Origin of the sequence: Aneurinibacillus migulanus (assembly GCF_001274715.1) — a bacterium.
GTDB lineage: Bacteria > Bacillota > Bacilli > Aneurinibacillales > Aneurinibacillaceae > Aneurinibacillus > Aneurinibacillus migulanus.
In genome coordinates, this window is sequence record NZ_LGUG01000004.1 from 4,613,151 (window position 1) to 4,628,949 (window position 15,799).

At 46.2% G+C, this 15,799-nt stretch carries 17 protein-coding genes, 1 riboswitch and 1 other annotated feature; of the genes, 6 read left to right on the plus strand and 11 right to left on the minus strand.

All coding sequences use genetic code 11. The features are described 5' to 3' along the window. Positions 1–109 precede the first annotated feature (109 nt). The 6 genes from AF333_RS24045 to AF333_RS24070 all read right to left on the minus strand — a co-directional run bounded on the left by AF333_RS24045 (position 110) and on the right by AF333_RS24070 (position 6,918). On the minus strand, positions 110–1,015 hold the full coding sequence (locus tag AF333_RS24045) for an NAD(P)/FAD-dependent oxidoreductase (RefSeq protein WP_043067972.1): 906 nt from the start codon (positions 1,013–1,015) through the stop codon (positions 110–112). A gap of 149 nt (positions 1,016–1,164) precedes the next feature. Then, positions 1,165–2,835: a DNA repair helicase XPB gene (locus tag AF333_RS24050; RefSeq protein ID WP_043067973.1), complete on the minus strand. Its 1,671-nt coding sequence runs from the start codon at positions 2,833–2,835 to the stop codon at positions 1,165–1,167. Between the two features lie 86 nt (positions 2,836–2,921). Further along, the gene (locus AF333_RS24055; protein WP_043071084.1) at positions 2,922–3,602 is read right to left on the minus strand and encodes a LysM peptidoglycan-binding domain-containing protein; all 681 of its coding nucleotides are present in this window, start codon (positions 3,600–3,602) and stop codon (positions 2,922–2,924) included. Continuing rightward, positions 3,583–4,248 (minus strand): CPBP family intramembrane glutamic endopeptidase, encoded by a 666-nt coding sequence (locus tag AF333_RS24060; RefSeq protein ID WP_052520554.1) that lies wholly within the window; start codon positions 4,246–4,248, stop codon positions 3,583–3,585. The genes AF333_RS24055 and AF333_RS24060 overlap by 20 nt, the downstream gene beginning before the upstream one ends. 28 nt (positions 4,249–4,276) lie before the next feature. Then, positions 4,277–5,845 (minus strand): RecQ family ATP-dependent DNA helicase, encoded by a 1,569-nt coding sequence (locus AF333_RS24065; protein ID WP_052812333.1) that lies wholly within the window; start codon positions 5,843–5,845, stop codon positions 4,277–4,279. After that, entirely contained in the window at positions 5,842–6,918 is a 1,077-nt protein-coding gene (locus AF333_RS24070) for a helix-turn-helix domain-containing protein (RefSeq protein WP_043067975.1), read from the minus strand. Before AF333_RS24070 ends, AF333_RS24065 begins: the two co-directional genes overlap by 4 nt. 207 nt (positions 6,919–7,125) lie before the next feature. Between AF333_RS24070 and AF333_RS24075 the strand changes: the two genes are divergently transcribed. Then, entirely contained in the window at positions 7,126–7,335 is a 210-nt protein-coding gene (locus tag AF333_RS24075; RefSeq protein ID WP_043067976.1) for a ferredoxin, read from the plus strand. A 79-nt stretch (positions 7,336–7,414) separates the two neighbouring features. Here the strand turns inward: AF333_RS24075 and AF333_RS24080 are convergent, their stop codons facing one another. Then, the gene (locus tag AF333_RS24080; RefSeq protein ID WP_043067977.1) at positions 7,415–8,854 is read right to left on the minus strand and encodes a magnesium transporter CorA family protein; all 1,440 of its coding nucleotides are present in this window, start codon (positions 8,852–8,854) and stop codon (positions 7,415–7,417) included. A 127-nt stretch (positions 8,855–8,981) separates the two neighbouring features. Then, on the minus strand, positions 8,982–9,116 hold the full coding sequence (locus AF333_RS37000; protein WP_268753640.1) for a hypothetical protein: 135 nt from the start codon (positions 9,114–9,116) through the stop codon (positions 8,982–8,984). A 71-nt stretch (positions 9,117–9,187) separates the two neighbouring features. Continuing rightward, a riboswitch (M-box (ykoK) riboswitch) is annotated at positions 9,188–9,357 on the plus strand. A gap of 129 nt (positions 9,358–9,486) precedes the next feature. Here AF333_RS37000 and AF333_RS24085 point away from each other — a divergent pair. After that, on the plus strand, positions 9,487–10,455 hold the full coding sequence (locus tag AF333_RS24085) for a magnesium transporter CorA family protein (protein ID WP_043067978.1): 969 nt from the start codon (positions 9,487–9,489) through the stop codon (positions 10,453–10,455). Positions 10,456–10,695: 240 nt separating this feature from the next. Beyond that, positions 10,696–10,821 (plus strand): hypothetical protein, encoded by a 126-nt coding sequence (locus tag AF333_RS37005; RefSeq protein ID WP_255322327.1) that lies wholly within the window; start codon positions 10,696–10,698, stop codon positions 10,819–10,821. 45 nt (positions 10,822–10,866) lie between these two features. Here AF333_RS37005 and AF333_RS24090 read toward each other — a convergent pair whose 3' ends face one another. Next, entirely contained in the window at positions 10,867–11,658 is a 792-nt protein-coding gene (locus AF333_RS24090; protein WP_043067979.1) for a DUF92 domain-containing protein, read from the minus strand. A 105-nt stretch (positions 11,659–11,763) separates the two neighbouring features. Here AF333_RS24090 and AF333_RS24095 point away from each other — a divergent pair, with 105 nt between their 5' ends. Further along, positions 11,764–12,261 (plus strand): inorganic diphosphatase, encoded by a 498-nt coding sequence (locus AF333_RS24095; RefSeq protein WP_040301653.1) that lies wholly within the window; start codon positions 11,764–11,766, stop codon positions 12,259–12,261. A gap of 73 nt (positions 12,262–12,334) precedes the next feature. Here the strand turns inward: AF333_RS24095 and AF333_RS24100 are convergent, their stop codons facing one another. After that, positions 12,335–12,775: a DUF1284 domain-containing protein gene (locus AF333_RS24100; RefSeq protein ID WP_264760723.1), complete on the minus strand. Its 441-nt coding sequence runs from the start codon at positions 12,773–12,775 to the stop codon at positions 12,335–12,337. A gap of 107 nt (positions 12,776–12,882) precedes the next feature. Here AF333_RS24100 and AF333_RS36285 point away from each other — a divergent pair, with 107 nt between their 5' ends. Continuing rightward, on the plus strand, positions 12,883–13,089 hold the full coding sequence (locus AF333_RS36285; RefSeq protein ID WP_235496922.1) for a hypothetical protein: 207 nt from the start codon (positions 12,883–12,885) through the stop codon (positions 13,087–13,089). Positions 13,090–13,279: 190 nt separating this feature from the next. Continuing rightward, positions 13,280–13,522 (plus strand) — a binding site (T-box leader). Positions 13,523–13,621: 99 nt separating this feature from the next. Continuing rightward, positions 13,622–15,205 (plus strand): phosphoglycerate dehydrogenase, encoded by a 1,584-nt coding sequence (serA, locus tag AF333_RS24105; protein ID WP_043067981.1) that lies wholly within the window; start codon positions 13,622–13,624, stop codon positions 15,203–15,205. A 70-nt stretch (positions 15,206–15,275) separates the two neighbouring features. Here the strand turns inward: serA and AF333_RS24110 are convergent, their stop codons facing one another. Beyond that, the gene (locus AF333_RS24110) at positions 15,276–15,755 is read right to left on the minus strand and encodes a glutathione peroxidase (protein WP_043067982.1); all 480 of its coding nucleotides are present in this window, start codon (positions 15,753–15,755) and stop codon (positions 15,276–15,278) included. Between the last annotated feature and the right edge of the window lie 44 nt (positions 15,756–15,799).

The window sequence follows — 15,799 nt, forward strand, 5'->3', positions numbered from 1 at the left end:
TTAAATACTTGACAAAACAAAAAGTCTGGACATGCCAGACTTCTGAGAAAACCTAATTTCTTAACCATCTGTAATATAACAAAATTAAAATGTACCGATACAGAAACAGTTATGATTCTTGAAGACTTTTATGAATCCATATGGCTGCCTGCGCACCATCTCCAATAGCAACTGTTAACAGTTGCGAATGCGCTGCTACGTCTCCCGCAGCCCATATATGACGTACATTTGTTTCCTTTGTCCGTCCGTCCACGGGAATGTGTCCATTCTCCAAGCGTTCTACCCCAAGCATCTTAGCGATATCTGATTCGGCTTTGTTCCCTCCAAAAGCAATAAACCCTTTCTGTGCCTCAATGTTTCGCTCCCCTGCCAACTGAATGTTGGACAGCATACTTTCTTCTCCTGTCTGCACTTTCAATATTGGACCTTCTACCAGCTTTATATTGGATTCGGCACACTTTTTTTTCCAGTGCTCAGACAACGGGCGCTCTTTCGGCTCATGATTCACATACGTTAAATCATCCGTCCAATACCGTAGTACACAAGCCATAGCGGCTCCTGCATTTCCTGCACCTAGCACAACAGCTTTCAAATTTCTAATTTCATACCCGTCGCAGTCAGGACATACATACACAGCTGTACCAAGCGCTTGCCTTATCCCTTCTATCTCATCAGGAATCCGGTCCGTTAGCCCCGTGCTGATCAATAACCTCCTAGCAACAACACGCTTCCCTGTCTCCAATTCTAACTCAAATTCTTCGCCCTTGTTCCATGCTTGGCTCACCCTTCCGTGGTTAAACTCGACTCCGACATCCTTGGCCTGTTTTCGTCCCCGTTCGCGAAGTTCCGGACCGCTAATGCCATCGGGAAAACCGAGGATATTACTATAGCGACGAGCCAATGGAGAACGACCTCCTTCTGTATCAATAACCACGATACGGTGCATATAGCGGCCAAGCTGAAGGGCAGCTTGCAAACCGGCGATGCCGCCGCCGATAATCGCACAATCATACATAGATGCTTCTCTCCTTCTCAAGTATAGAAATTACTCTCTACTTGGTTTACCCATTATGCACTGCTTTCACAAGATAATAGGTACCGAAAAATCCGTGACATTAAAAACGGGCGGGAACCGTTCGTTCTCACCCGTTTTACATAATTACGCTATGGCATCGTACGTTCCCTTACCTGCAAATTGTATTCATACCCTTGCTCCACAAGAAACATCTGGCGTCGGTGCGCATATTGCTCTTCCTTCGATTCCGCCGAGACGAGCGAATAAAAATACGCCGTCCGTCCGTCTTTTTTCGGACGCAAAATTCTTCCAAGCCGCTGCGCCTCTTCCTGACGTGAACCAAATGTGCCGGAAACTTGAACAGCGACACTTGCGTCAGGCAAATCAATCGCAAAGTTGGCGACACGTGATACTACTAGAGTATCAACCTCGCCGCGGCGAAACTTTCCGTACAATGTCTCTCGTTCTTCCTGCGGAGTTTTTCCTGTTATGAGCGGCGCATTCAACTCCTGGGCCAATGTTTCCAGTTGTGATACATAGTGACCAATAACGAGAATTTGTTCTCCTTCATGCCGCTTAAGCACTTCTTTAACTACCGGTGTCTTATCCGGATTTTCAGCGGCGATACGAAACTTCTGTCGCTCCCCCGCTCCCATGTACTCTACCTTACGGGAAGCAGAGAGCGGAATGCGAATCTCAGTGCAGGCTGCATTCGCAATAAACCCCCGTTCTTCAAGTTGCTTCCAGGGCAGCTCGTATTTTTTCGGACCAATGAGGCTAAATACGTCATCCGCGCGTCCATCTTCCCGCACCAGGGTAGCAGTCAGCCCAAGTCGACGTTTCGCCTGAATGTCGGCGGTCATACGAAATACGGGAGCAGGCAACAGATGTACTTCATCATAAATAATCAAGCCCCAGTCGCGTTCATGAAACAACGACAAATGCGGAAATTCTCCGGACTCCGCCGACCGGTGCGTAATCATCTGGTATGTACTGACGGTAACAGGACAAACCTGCTTCTCCTGGCCGGTATACATGCCGATTTGTTCTTCTGTCAGGGTTGTGCGGGCGAGCATCTCGTTTTTCCATTGTTTTACCGATACAGTACTGCTGGTGAGCACAAGCGTTGCCATGCCGAACCGAACCATCGTTTCGATGCCGACAAGTGTTTTCCCTGCTCCGCAAGGTAGAACGATTACACCGTTCCCGCCGGATGTACTACCTCCAGCATAGAATGCATCGACCGCCGCTTTCTGATAATCACGAAGTACAAATCCCCGCTGCTCGTACAAAGCCATGTCTACTCGCTCACCATCTGTATATCCAGCCATATCCTGTACAGGATACCCGAGCTTTAATAACGATTGCTTGATGGCCCCGCGCCAGGCTGATGGTATAACTGCCTCACGTTCATTTATACGGCGTCCGATAAGGTTAGCAATTGATACATAACTTAGAATGTCCTTCATGATTTGCGGTTCAGCTGCCGAAAGCACCAATTCCTCTTCACGTATGAAAAGCTGCAACTGGCCAAACCTTGACATCGTTCGCTTAATCTCATCCCGAACAGCAGCGGGCACAGGAAACTTGGCATACCTTTCTAATACGTCAAGCACTGTCTCTGCGCGCAACCCCAATGCCGCGGCATTCCATAACGATAATGGCGTCAAGCGATACGTATGAATATAATCCGGGCTTTTTACGAGTTCCGCAAACGGGGTCAACGCATCACGAACCTCACTGTATTTCGGATGTCGCACTTCAAGGAGCAACGTACGGTCCCCCTGAACAATTAACGGATTTTCCGTCTGCTTCATCATTCATTCTCCTTTTCTTCCAACGCTTCCTTTTGTTGTAGTGTATCCAAAAACAAGAAAAAACAGGCGCCGTTTGGCGTCTGTTTCTCTTACCGGGGCGGAATCGGTACCTTGATAACCGAACCGGCATACAATTTTTCTATCCCATTGTACCGTGCAAGATAGTATTGATATTTACCTGTTCCATAATACATAACGGAAATTCCGTATAACGTATCGCCTTTTTGCACCCTGTGCCGTAAAGTCTTCCTTTGCTTCTTTACGGGGGCAGGTGCAGGCTTTGTAACAGGCACGGCTTTTGCCGTTGAAGCCTGCGGCGCAGCTGGTTTAACAGGAGGTTTCTGCTGGACAGGGGCGGCTGGCTTCTCTGTCCCGGAAGCTGGTTTGTTCGCTTCAATCGATTTCGGATGAGATGCCGGAACGGAAGGCGCAGGTGGCTTGTTGGCCTGTACAGACGGTTTAGCTGGCGCTTTCTGCTCAGATGGCGCTTTCGTCTGCGCCTGCGGTTGCGCCACAGACGGTTCGCTGCGCACCGCGTACCACCAGAAAACGAGCCCACCCAGTGCAAGAAATACAAGTGCTCCCGCAATATAGTATGACGTAAGACGCAGAGGCGGCTTCGGATGTACCGAACTGCGTGGCGGCAATGTGCCTGTAGGTATCTTCTCCGGTTGTTTTCCTGCCTTAGGCAGCTGCTCTGCCTCTTTTTGTTCTACCATTTTTCGCAAGGTGTCGGCCTGATCGAAATGGCTATCTTGTTTCTTGCTCATCGGCATCCCCATTTTCTGCATTTTTGTTTCTCTCTTCCGTATTCGACCCTGGGAGAGATTCTCCTTCCTTCTGCGGGAGAAACCATCCTTTCTTTACGAAACATCCGAGGATAAAATCTACCAGAAAGTGCGCCCAGACTACACTCCAAACGTTTCCTGTTCTCTCAAACAGCCATCCGAATAACAGGCTGATACAGAAAACAACAACCGTCATGACCCATTTCTTAAGATAACGTACGTGGACAAGGGCAAACAGTACACTTGTCCACCATAGACCAAGACCCGGCTGAATCACCGAACGAAATAAAAATTCCTCCGTTACGGCTACAACGAGACATACAAGCGCGATATGCCAGATAGGCAAGTCACGAAATAACAGTTCATTCAATCCACCATCGTCAAATGTCTCTGGTGGCAGCCAAACAATTAATACAATTTCAATTGCAATGACTAGAAGCGCGACCAACGTCCCATATACAAACACCTCTATCCAATCCGGTGCAAGAAAGCGGGCCTGCCAATTCGTTCCGGGAAGAATATAAAAGAAATACAGCCCAGCCACACCAATCGCAAAAAGAATCGCCTGGGAAATATATACGTTTAATGCCAATGTTCGGCTATCCAAATGTGCATATCGCGGATCCATTTCGTTCTCGCTCTCCCCTCCTTTACTATCAAGGAATGGGTAGCAGACGGTCTAATTCCCGTCTCCATTCCCAATGTTCCTGTTGCTGCTCCTCTTCCGTTAGCGACTGACGCTCGTATAGCGCCATGTCAATACCGCACCGGTCACAACAACTGGCCAATGATGTACAGTGTTCCTGGGAAAAATACTTTCCCAATGTTTCCCTACGGCAAGTCGGTTCTATCAGCCAGCGCCGCATCTCTTCCAGCTTGCGATACCTCTCATCCCGACGACGGAAAACGGTGCGGGCGAGAGATACGTATTGCTCCGGAAACGGCTCTAAAACCTCAAGTTCCCACCCGTCCTTCGTACGGCGGGGCTGACGTAGCCAGCTCATTTTCTCCATATGATAAAGCAGAATAGATACATGCTGTTCTTCAAGTCCCCAACGCGCAAGCATCTCCTGCCCATCCACCTGTACTTTCTGTCCACGCAACGTTCCCAGGAACGCTGCAAATCCATTCATCTGCTCCTTATTGGGGTACTCTTCGGCGATGAGCTGTCCCGGTAGAAACCCGTCATCTGGCGTCGATAGCAGACAGGCATAACCAGGTGCTCCATCCCGGCTTACGCGCCCCACTTCCTGTAGATACGACTCGATATCAGGGGGAGTATGGTAATGCAGCACGAACCGAATATCCGGCTTATCAATTCCCATGCCGAATGCATTCGTAGCGAACACAATATCTAATTCCCCTTGCAAGAATTGCTGCTGAATTAATAAACGATCTTCCGCCGCCATCCCCCCATGATAAAATGCGCAGCGGGCGATTCCGCGTACCTGCGAAAGCTGGAAAGCTCTCTCTGCGCCATGGCGCGAACGGAAGTATACCAACCCAGGACTTTTCAGTGTTCGCAACTTCTCAAATAAAATCAACTCTTTCTCCCGTTCATCGGCTGCAAATGCAACATCATAACAAATATTCTCCCGGTTAACTGATTGTAATACAATATGCTTAATCGGAATCGAGAGCTGAAGACAAATATCCTGCTGTACCGCTTCGGTCGCCGTCGCTGTCAGCGCCAACACTGGAGGATTTCCGAGCTTGCGGATACAGTTATGCAGTCGCTGATAATCCGTTCGAAAATCATGTCCCCACTGAGAAATACAATGTGCTTCATCAACAACAAACAAGGAAATCGGCACCCTGGCAAGCTGTTCCAAAAAGCCTTCCTGCTGTAATTTCTCAGGAGAGAGATATAATATTTTTACATTTTTATCCATAACCTGCTGCAATTTCCACCGCTGTTCCCCGGGCGATTGTGCACTATTAATGTACTCGGCATGCTGAATTCCCTGACGGCGTAAATGGCGTACCTGATCTGCCATCAATGAGATAAGGGGTGAGATGACTATCGTCATTCCTTCGAGCATTAAAGCTGGCAACTGGTAGCAAATCGATTTTCCTCCGCCGGTCGCAAGGATGCCAAGCGCATTCTCCCCCACAAGCGGATACCGTATAATATCCAGTTGCCCAGGACGGAATTCTTCATGTCCAAAATAGCGCGTAAGCGCCCTATACAACGACTGTTCTTGTACCTGACTCATTTGAATCATGATCGTCCACCTCCCTGCAAAGCACGCACGGACGCAAGGCGAATTTCAAGAAAACTATATTCATCACCGACCTCAAGTCGGATTTCTCTAATTTTTTTCAGTCCTTTTTCGCTCATAACCGCTTGAATTCGTTTCATTTTCTCTTGAGAGACAAACTTTCGAATATCGAAGTCAGGATCTGCAATAGCAATTTCAACCAGATGATCTTCGATAGTACCCGGTTTAAGACCCCGGCGATGCACGATTTCCTCAAATGAGTACCCCTTATTAAGAAGCAAGCGTGTCTGCTGGGCTGTCCGAGTCAATCCTGCCTCGCCTGTCCGTCTGTCGGCCAGCTTCATAAGCAATGGATAGGAACTTGATTCCATGCGCGCAAGCTGTTCTGCGGCCAACCGGATAATGTGCAGCGCCGCAGCGCCTTCCGCCGTATGAAGGGTATCTGCCAACTGCCGATACGTCAGACCAGCCCGCACTTTACCACTTAAACGACGAAGGATAAGCTGTCTTTCTTCTTCATTACATTCTTCCATCCAACGCGTGATTTCCCGCTTAACCTGCGATACGAGCATCCGTCTATCCGAATTCTCCAGAAGTACCTTTTTTACTTCCTGCTGCAGTTCCCGCTGTTCTACCACCGGATAAAACAGCGTTTCCCCTTCAGCCAAATGTGAAGCCGTCTGCACGAACAAGGAAAGCTTCTTCCAGAAACGAACCGCCCGCACCTTTTCATGCACGGATGTGACCGCATTCAGACACGCTTCATAGCGAAATGCCTTTTCGCGCTTCTTCAGTTCTTCTTCCCCAACCAAAGAGCAGCATACCTGTTCTTTCACACCGGGATGCACTTCAATCCATCCCCGCTCAATCAACGTATCCAGACGGTTGCGTACATCATCGGCGGATATGCTCTGCATCACACCATACAGCATAGATGTACCAAACAAAGCAGCATCAGCAATTACCTGGTTATTTTTTCGCCCCCGAAGCAAGTGCACGATCGCCTGAGGTGTACGTTCCCCGTGAAACCTTGCCGCCGCTATAAGAAACAGACCTTCCTCAAACTGAACATTCATTTTATCGTTCTCATCCCTTTGAATGGGGTAAATAATTACTGTATCTATTATAGTTTATCGCTCCTTCAAACGGAGCGGAAGATATGTTTTTCCAGTCCTTTCATTATTTTTTATTAACCATCTTGATATTCATAAGTACAATGTTTAAAATGATGTATGAGAAGTGGACAAATATCTTTTCTCAGAAATTCTGGAGGTGAAGAGAGAATGACAACTTGGGTGGACAAAGACACTTGTATTGCTTGCGGAGCTTGTGGTGCAACCGCTCCTGATGTATTTGATTACGATGATGAAGGCATCGCTTTCAACAAAATCGACGACAATACTAATACTGCTGAAATCCCGGATATCCTGTTTGATGATGTTCGCGATGCATCCGAAGGTTGCCCGACTGACTCCATTAAAGTGGAAGAGTAGGAAGCGGCTTATTTGAATTATACCTTTCAGCAGCAATAAAAGCCTAACCTTCCGTGGTTAGGCTTTTTCTGGTACGTATTCATCTTCGGCGCCTAGTGCGGGCTAACTCCTGTACCCATCTCACCAGCGCGTTAATACCCATTACCGCAGCAACTACCAGACCACTGAACGTAACGAATAGCGCAATATATTCGAAAAATGAATACGTGAGCATCTTACTCCAATCTATATCCCCCTTCAAATCTTCGATAACCTGGTTCATCCCGTAAATTCCGCCGATAACAGTATAAATTGTAAGGATCATCAGCAGATGATTATTTCTTTTTGAAGTGAACTTTTCCTGGTATTGAAACAACCTGCCCAGCGTACTTTTAACATCTTCGTATAAATCGTTATTTCGGAATACGATACGAAGCAAGCCGAAAAGCTCCTTGCCTTGTGTTTGAGACATCGTCTCCACAAAAAAGTATTTGGAATCGAATTCAGTAATGGAACGAATTAATTCTCCGATATCTTCATTATCCTTATCGACACGCACTGCCGGGTATTGTACTGAAAGCTTTAACAACACGATTTTATGAAAAAAATTCAAGAGCAAACTGTAATAATATTCGCCATACATCTGGTCGGCAAGCTTATCCGCCTGCTCCCGCCTCTCTTTCGTTAAACAAACGAATGCGTCATCATCGACGACAAAGTATGTGTAGGGTGCCCAGCGGCTATATACATGCGTGTGGCAATATTCTTCGATGTATTGCATGTTGTGCGCACTCACATGCGGCTTCCCTTCCGAGTCCATCCCGTTTAGTTGTCCGGCCCGGTACACATCCACTTTGTTCAATTCCTCTCCTTCCGCAAACGCAAAAAAAACCTGGGCATACATTCGCTCATCCACGAAAAATGACAACGTCTCGAAATAGGCTTTATCCGGATTTACTTCATCAAGGTATGGCCTAATAGCAGGAGCTACCTCCGTAAACAGAAAGCTCTCCACCTCTTTGTATTCCATATCCCGGTAACAAACGATCGGATAGTCTTTCTTCTTAAGCACGTTCTCCAACTGTCTGAACTGCTTAATAAACTCCAGCGCCTGTGTATATGTAAGCCCCTCTTTAGTAAGTTCGATGCGCATCGTGACGAACCCAAGATTAAATGGACACAACGTAATGTCAACCGAGTGAAGTATAAAACTCAGTTCGGTTTCGTCGAGGCGTACTTTTGCATCCATCTCCATCTTTCGGGAATAGCGCTGGAACCCCCGCTCTTTTTCAGAATGAGGAAACAAAATATTGCTAGCAAACGGTAAATAATAGCGCTCCAGACCACGATGGGAAACACGATGCGATGGACCATAATACTTCTCTTCTTGCTCTTCTTTGTCCAGGTGAAAATAGTCGAACCCGCTTTCTTTGAGTTCTTTTTGCAGTGAGGACTGGCAGCCTTCACGAATAGAAAAAGGAAACAAAAATTGGCAAAGTGCCGCCTCTACTTTTTTTTCTTGAACTTGCGGTTTGTCCATGGCTCTCCTCCGACGTATTCTACAAAGCATAGCTCAATGATTAGTATTACCACGTGGATCGGATCAATGAAACTATATAAATTACACTTGATATTTTGACAGTGGAGTGTGGTTGGAGGTAGAAGATTCAGAAAAAAGAAGAGGGTGGATGCGCCCTGCGATCCGGCAGAAGAAAGGGCAGCGTGTCTTTTTCCGACCGTTCCCGCCCACCGCCCTTCCTTCTTTTCTTACCTCCCATCATAAACATTTGTCGATTGATCAAATCAGATGTATATAAGACATTTGACAACTTCCCTGATTGCTTATATCCTAGAATGTGTTGAAAACATTCATAACCATTCTCGTTAGGCGAGGCTCCAGTTCAAACACAGGCCACTGCCCGGAAACGTCGAAAGACGCCAATGGGTAGAACAGGTATTGCCGGATTAAGGCTCTACTTAAGGTGGCTGAGTCCCAGGAACTCTACGTTGTTCTGTGCCAAAGCTCAACCAGGGGGAATGAAAGGAACGTACGAATTTTTCTTTCGTATGCGTTCCTTCTTTGCGTTTGTGGCTTAAAACCAAAGTCTCTCCTGGGCATACTACGTACAGGAGAGGCTTTTTTTATGAGAATGGGAAGGGGGAGGGATTGGCTTGATTAAGACATATTTCTACAACCATTCCAGTCAGGAAATGCTCCACGATGTGGACTTGAATAAAATCGACGAATTTCTTCATTCCAGTGAAGATTTGCTCTGGATTGATTTGTTTAATACAAGCAATCAAGAGTTGCATTATGTGGCCAAACTGTTCAACTTTCACCCGCTGGCTATTGAAGACTGTCTACAGCACAGCCCTCGGGCAAAGGTAGATGATTATGAAGACTATCATTTCTTCGTATTCCACGCGTTACGCTACCATGAGGAAAGCGATAATGAGATTACAACAATCGAATTGAACGTATTTATGGGTCCGAATTACGTCGTAACGATCCACAAGCGTCCGATGCCGTCGATTGGACGAATTGCCGCCGCTTGCCTAAAAAGCAAGGAGTACATGAATCGCGGAGCGGATTATTTGCTGTATTCGATTATTGATGGGATTACGGATGAGTACTTCCCAATTCTTGATCGTATTAGTATCCGGATTGACGAAGTCGAGGACGAAATGTACGAACATGATATGGAACTGGTAACTGAAGAATTTCTTGCTCTAAAACGGACACTGATTCTCATTCGGCGCGTCATTCTGCCACAGAAGCGTGTGTTTGCCACTACGAATGGGCACTGGCTGTTTCCGATTCAAGAAGATAACATACCGTTTTATATCGATTTGAAAGATCATCTTGAACGAATCGCTGACTCGACGGAGACGTTTAAAGATCTCGTAAACAGCGCCCTTGAAACATACTATTCCATCGTCAGCGCAAAAACAACGGAAAATCTGAACATCCTAACAGCTATTTCAACAATTATGCTGCCATTGACTTTCTTGACTGGATTTTTCGGCATGAATGTACCACTTCCATTCCAGGATTCGCCTTATATGACCGTGGCTATCTTTCTTCTGTTAGCTGCACTCTCTTGGTGGATGTGGTGGTTCTTACGCAAGAAATTCATGTAAAGATCATCGTACAAAAACAGACCGTTCCAATATAGAGAAATCCAGGTGAGGTGCATATGCGCTGACCTGGATTTTTATTTTTCTATCCTCTACCTATAAGCATTGCTACACTGATTCCTACAGCAATAGCGGGTTAAAAATCAAAACAAATAGACTATTTTAGAAAGTTAAATGTTGCACGTACACAAAACTATTGAGTATAATAAAATTATAACAATCTATCAGCCGGGAGGCATGTATATGAGAAAGCCGCGAAGAACCGGACGTATTGAAAAAGTAACGGAATTGCTGTACATGATAGGTGTTTTATCACAGGAAGAACGCGACCAAATGAAAAAAACGTCAGTACGGCAGACGAAAACGTAAAAAGGAGCGGTATGCAATCGCTCCTTTTTATGTTCTATTCCAATTTCAACGCCACCAAACGGCAACCGCGCCGCCCACAAGCGATGCTAGTATGTTCACCACATCGTTTGTACACCATGCGTACCCTTTTATTACGCAGGTCGGCTGACCACAATGCTCCGAGCGCTCCGTCTCCTTCCCGCATACTTCACAACGGTACATCCGCTGCCAGACCGCGCCGATTGCGCTATCTGCCAGACTTCCCACCATACCGCCAAATGCTCCGGCAGCGATATACGAAAATGTCCACTCCTGCTGTATCAGCCACACAAAAAGCATCGCTAAACTCCCGATAAAAATACCTCCTGCAAGGGAAGCCAAAAGCCCCAGACCACTTACACCGCCCGACGTACCAGGCTCCACCTTGCGCCACGTAAGCACATGGCGCGGTTTTCCTTTGGCCAGCACACCGATTTCAGTAGCCCACGTATCGCTTGTCACAGCCGCTATCACGCCGATATAGAACATATACCACCCATCTGCCCCACCCCAAAAAAAGGCGCTAAGTACTGCTACAAGCCCCAGACCACCGTTCGCCATTACTTGCAACCAATCACGCGTCCCACTTTTCGCAAACAAATCTTCCACATCTTTTTTCGCCTCTTTTTTTCGGTGCGATAATAAGCTTGATGAAATAAAAAATGCAAGCAAAAGGCCGTACCATCGCATATCGCCAAGCGCATATATTAGCGTTCCAAGCAACACTGCAGCGACCGCTCCGCTGGTCGAAAGCGACCGTTTAACATATGCCGCTCCTGCGATGAATAAGCTACCGGCACATCCGATTAAAAAATCCATCTCCCGTCTCCTCCTTATGATATTCTTTTCTTATGAAATAGAACTTGCTATAATGAATCAGTATCCCATGGTGGACAACCTAATGAAAAAAAAGGAGGAATCTTCATGGCTTTTGAAAACAAAGTAGTTGACGTATTCGTAGAAATTCCAGCTGGAAGCCAGAATAAATACGAATTCGATAAAGAAGCAGGCGTATTCCGTCTGGACCGCGTACTTTTCGCCCCTATGCATTATCCGACCGAGTACGGTTATTTGGAAAACACGTTGGCACTCGATGGCGACCCGCTAGATGCGCTTGTGCTGACTACATTCCCGACTTTTCCGGGCTGCGTTATCTCTACCCGCATTATCGGCGTGCTCGTTATGTCCGATGACAAGGGCCAAGACGAAAAATTACTAGGCGTGCCGGTTGATGATCCACGCTGGAACGATGTAAAATCCTTAGACGATATTCCTGCGCACATCACAAAAGAAATCTCGTATTTCTTCGAGCGCTACAAAGATCTTGAAAACAAAGAAACGAAAATCGAAGGCTGGGAAGGCGCAGAAAAAGCAGCCCAACTTATCGAGGAATGCATCCAACGCTACGCGGAAACAAAGTAATTCCGACCGCATAACTGTACATACGTAAAACCTCCCAAAGCGGGAGGTTTTTCTTCTTATTTGTCTTTTCTGCCTATTCTAAAATGTCGTGTACCGCTCTCAACTTGCGGATACCTTCTTTGCAAACTCCATAGGGAAGCCATGAGCAACCGGCACACAGTTCCTCCAAGTCATCAGGTTCCACCATATTGGCCGTACGACGGACAAGCCATCTTTTACGGTATGTTGCATCGGTCTCCAATTCAAGATGGTGGATAACCCTTGCATCCATTTGTTTCACATGCATATCCGAAGCTTCGTCAGCTTCGCACCTCGTCTCTCCCTGATGCGGACAAGCATTGCACACCTCATCAAAACCAATTGTTATCTCTAGCCAAATATCGCTTTCCGGATCTCGGATTTGCTCGACAATTTCACTCATTTTTTCCACAAATGAAGGGCTATATCCCATGCCTTGAAAGCCATGCACGCACAGCAAATGGTGGCCGCGCAGTTTTCTAATCTCCACTCTCATGCCCTCCTCATGCTTTGTATATGATTCATAGTATCCTATTACTTTATCATGCAACTCTTATTTTCGCACGATTTTATACGAGTCATTCGATGCTGTATACATCTGATTTGATCAATCGACAAATGTTTATGATGGGAGGTAAGAAAAGAAGGAAGGGCGGTAGGTGGGAGCGGTCGGAAAAAGACACGCTGCCCTTTCTTCTACCGGATCGCAGGGCGCATCCACCCTCTTCTTTTTTCCGAATCTCCTACCTCCAACCACACTCCACTGTCAAAATATCAAGTGTAATTTATATAAAATCTATACTTTCATAATTCTTTAACGAGTCAGTCACACAAAACGGCTTTACATCTGTGCGGCAACTTGGTAGAATTAAAAATAAAGATTCGAGCTAAAACCGAACATTAACAAAGAAAAATAAAAAAATGTTAAGTTTTTAACTCTAAAACGCTTGACTCCTTTATTTTAACATGGTAAATTAATCTCAGACAACAAACAATATTCATAATAGCGAAGACGGAGAGAGATTGCAGACGCGATTCCCCAGAGAGCCGGTGGTTGCTGCGAACCGGTGAATCCCCTGCTTTTTGAGCGCTCCCGAGCTGTCAGGCTGAACCGGAAGAAGTAGGCCTGAACGGAAGCCCCGTTACGGGCAACGGTCCGCTCGATTAGGACCGGTAGAGGCCGCTGTTGCGAGACAGTGGCGAATGAGGGTGGTACCGCGAAATCAAGCCTTTCGTCCCTCACTGCAAGATACAAGAATGCAGTGAGCACGAAGGGCTTTTTTATTACCAAAAAATATATTTCAGGGGAAAAGGCGCCAAGCGCCGCGGAGGTGTAGATTACATGTTTAAAGTATTAGTTAGCGACCCATTGAGCGAATTCGGAATTCAGAAACTATTGGATGCAGAAGATGTTCAGGTAGACCGCAAAACCGGTCTTTCCGAAGCAGAATTAATTAGTATTATCGGAGAGTACGATGCATTGCTCGTACGTAGCCAAACGAAAGTAACGCCTGCTGTCATCGAAGCTGGCAAAAAATTAAAAGCAATCGGACGTGCTGGTGTCGGCGTGGACAATATCGACCTGACCGCTGCCACTAATGCAGGTATTGTTGTTATTAATGCTCCAGACGGAAATACGATTTCTACTGCTGAACATTCTTTTGCAATGATTATGGGACTTGCTCGCCGCATTCCGCCGGCATACAAAAAGCTCATGGATGGCGAATGGGACCGCAAATCATTCACAGGCGTGGAATTGAATAATAAAGTGCTTGGTGTTGTTGGCTTAGGACGTATCGGCGCCGAAGTCGCCAAGCGTGCCAAAGCGTTCAATATGACAGTTATCGCCTACGATCCGTTCTTGACTCAGGAACGCGCCGACAAGCTGGGTGTAAAATTCGGTACACTCGAAGATGTCGTAAAACAAGCGGACTTCATTACCGTGCATACACCGCTTACAAAAGATACGAAATATATCATTAACACAAAAGAGTTTGAAAAAATGAAGGATGGCGTACGCATCGTTAACTGTGCACGCGGCGGCATCATCAATGAAAAAGCGTTGTACGAAGCGATTATAAGCGGAAAAGTAGCTGGCGCTGCACTCGATGTTTTTGAAGAGGAGCCGCCATTGGATAACCCGCTTCTGAAGTTGCCGCAAGTCATCGCAACACCGCATCTTGGTGCTTCCACCATAGAAGCGCAGGAAAACGTGGCGATCGACGTATCTGAAGAAATCCTGCACATTCTGCATGATGAGCCGTTCAAAAACGCGGTCAACCTGCCATCTATCCCGGCTACTGTTCTGGAAAAAGTAAAACCATACTTCGAGCTAAACGAAAAACTTGGATCTTTTATCGCACAAATCGCAGTAGGCGGCCTGAAAGAAGTAATCGTAACTTATTCCGGCGAGCTGAATGATTTCGACACAGCAGCACTGACCCGTACGACGCTGAAAGGCATCCTTGCCTACCATCTGGGTGCAGCAGCTAACTATGTCAACGCTCCGACTCTGGCGAAAAACCGTGATATTCATGTGACAGAACAGAAATCCACGTACGGTGGCGGATTCAATAACCTGGTTACCGTTACATTGAAAACAAACCAGGAAGAAAGAACAGTCGCCGGTACACTGTTGAACGGCTATGGCCCGCGCATTGTAAAAATTGACGGCTATTCCATCGACCTGGTACCACAGGGCAACCTGCTGCTTGTACACCATAATGACCGTCCAGGCGCCATTGGCCGTGTAGGTACTCTTCTCGGCAATAACGACGTAAACATCGCAACGATGCAAGTAGGTCGTCGTGATATTGGCGGTCAAGCGATTATGCTTCTGACTGTAGATAAAGAAGTGAACCCTGATGTACTCGATACGCTGGGCGAGCTAAATGAAATCAAAAGCGTAACACAAATCGAACTGTAGAACTTAATTGTTTATCCCCCTTTCTTCACGTAAGAAGAAAGGGGAATTTTATTATGTATCATGTAAACTATTATTCTGCTAACAAGCGTTCAATGTCTTTTACAATGTTTTTCGGATTGGTGGTAGGCGCATATCGCTTTACAACGTTCCCCTTTTTATTTACTAAAAACTTCGTGAAATTCCATTTTACTTCTTTGGAGAGAAGACCTGGTGCACTTTTTGTTAAATATTGAAACAACGGATGAGCATTTGACCCTTTGACATCGGTTTTCGCAAACATTGGGAACGTAACACCGTAATTAACCTCGCAGAATTGCTCGATTTCCTCATTTGTTCCCGGCTCCTGTCCCATAAACTGATTACTCGGAAATCCTAGTACTTCCAAACCTTGATCATGGTATGTTTCATATAACTCCTGCAAGTCTTTATATTGTGGTGTAAAGCCACATTTGCTAGCTGTATTTACAATCAACAGCACATGCCCCTTATATTCCGACAGCCTCTTGTCTGCTCCACGAATGGTTTTTGCTTCGTATGTATACACGCTCATATTCATTCCCCTTTCATGTTTTCTTCTATCCATATTACTTTACC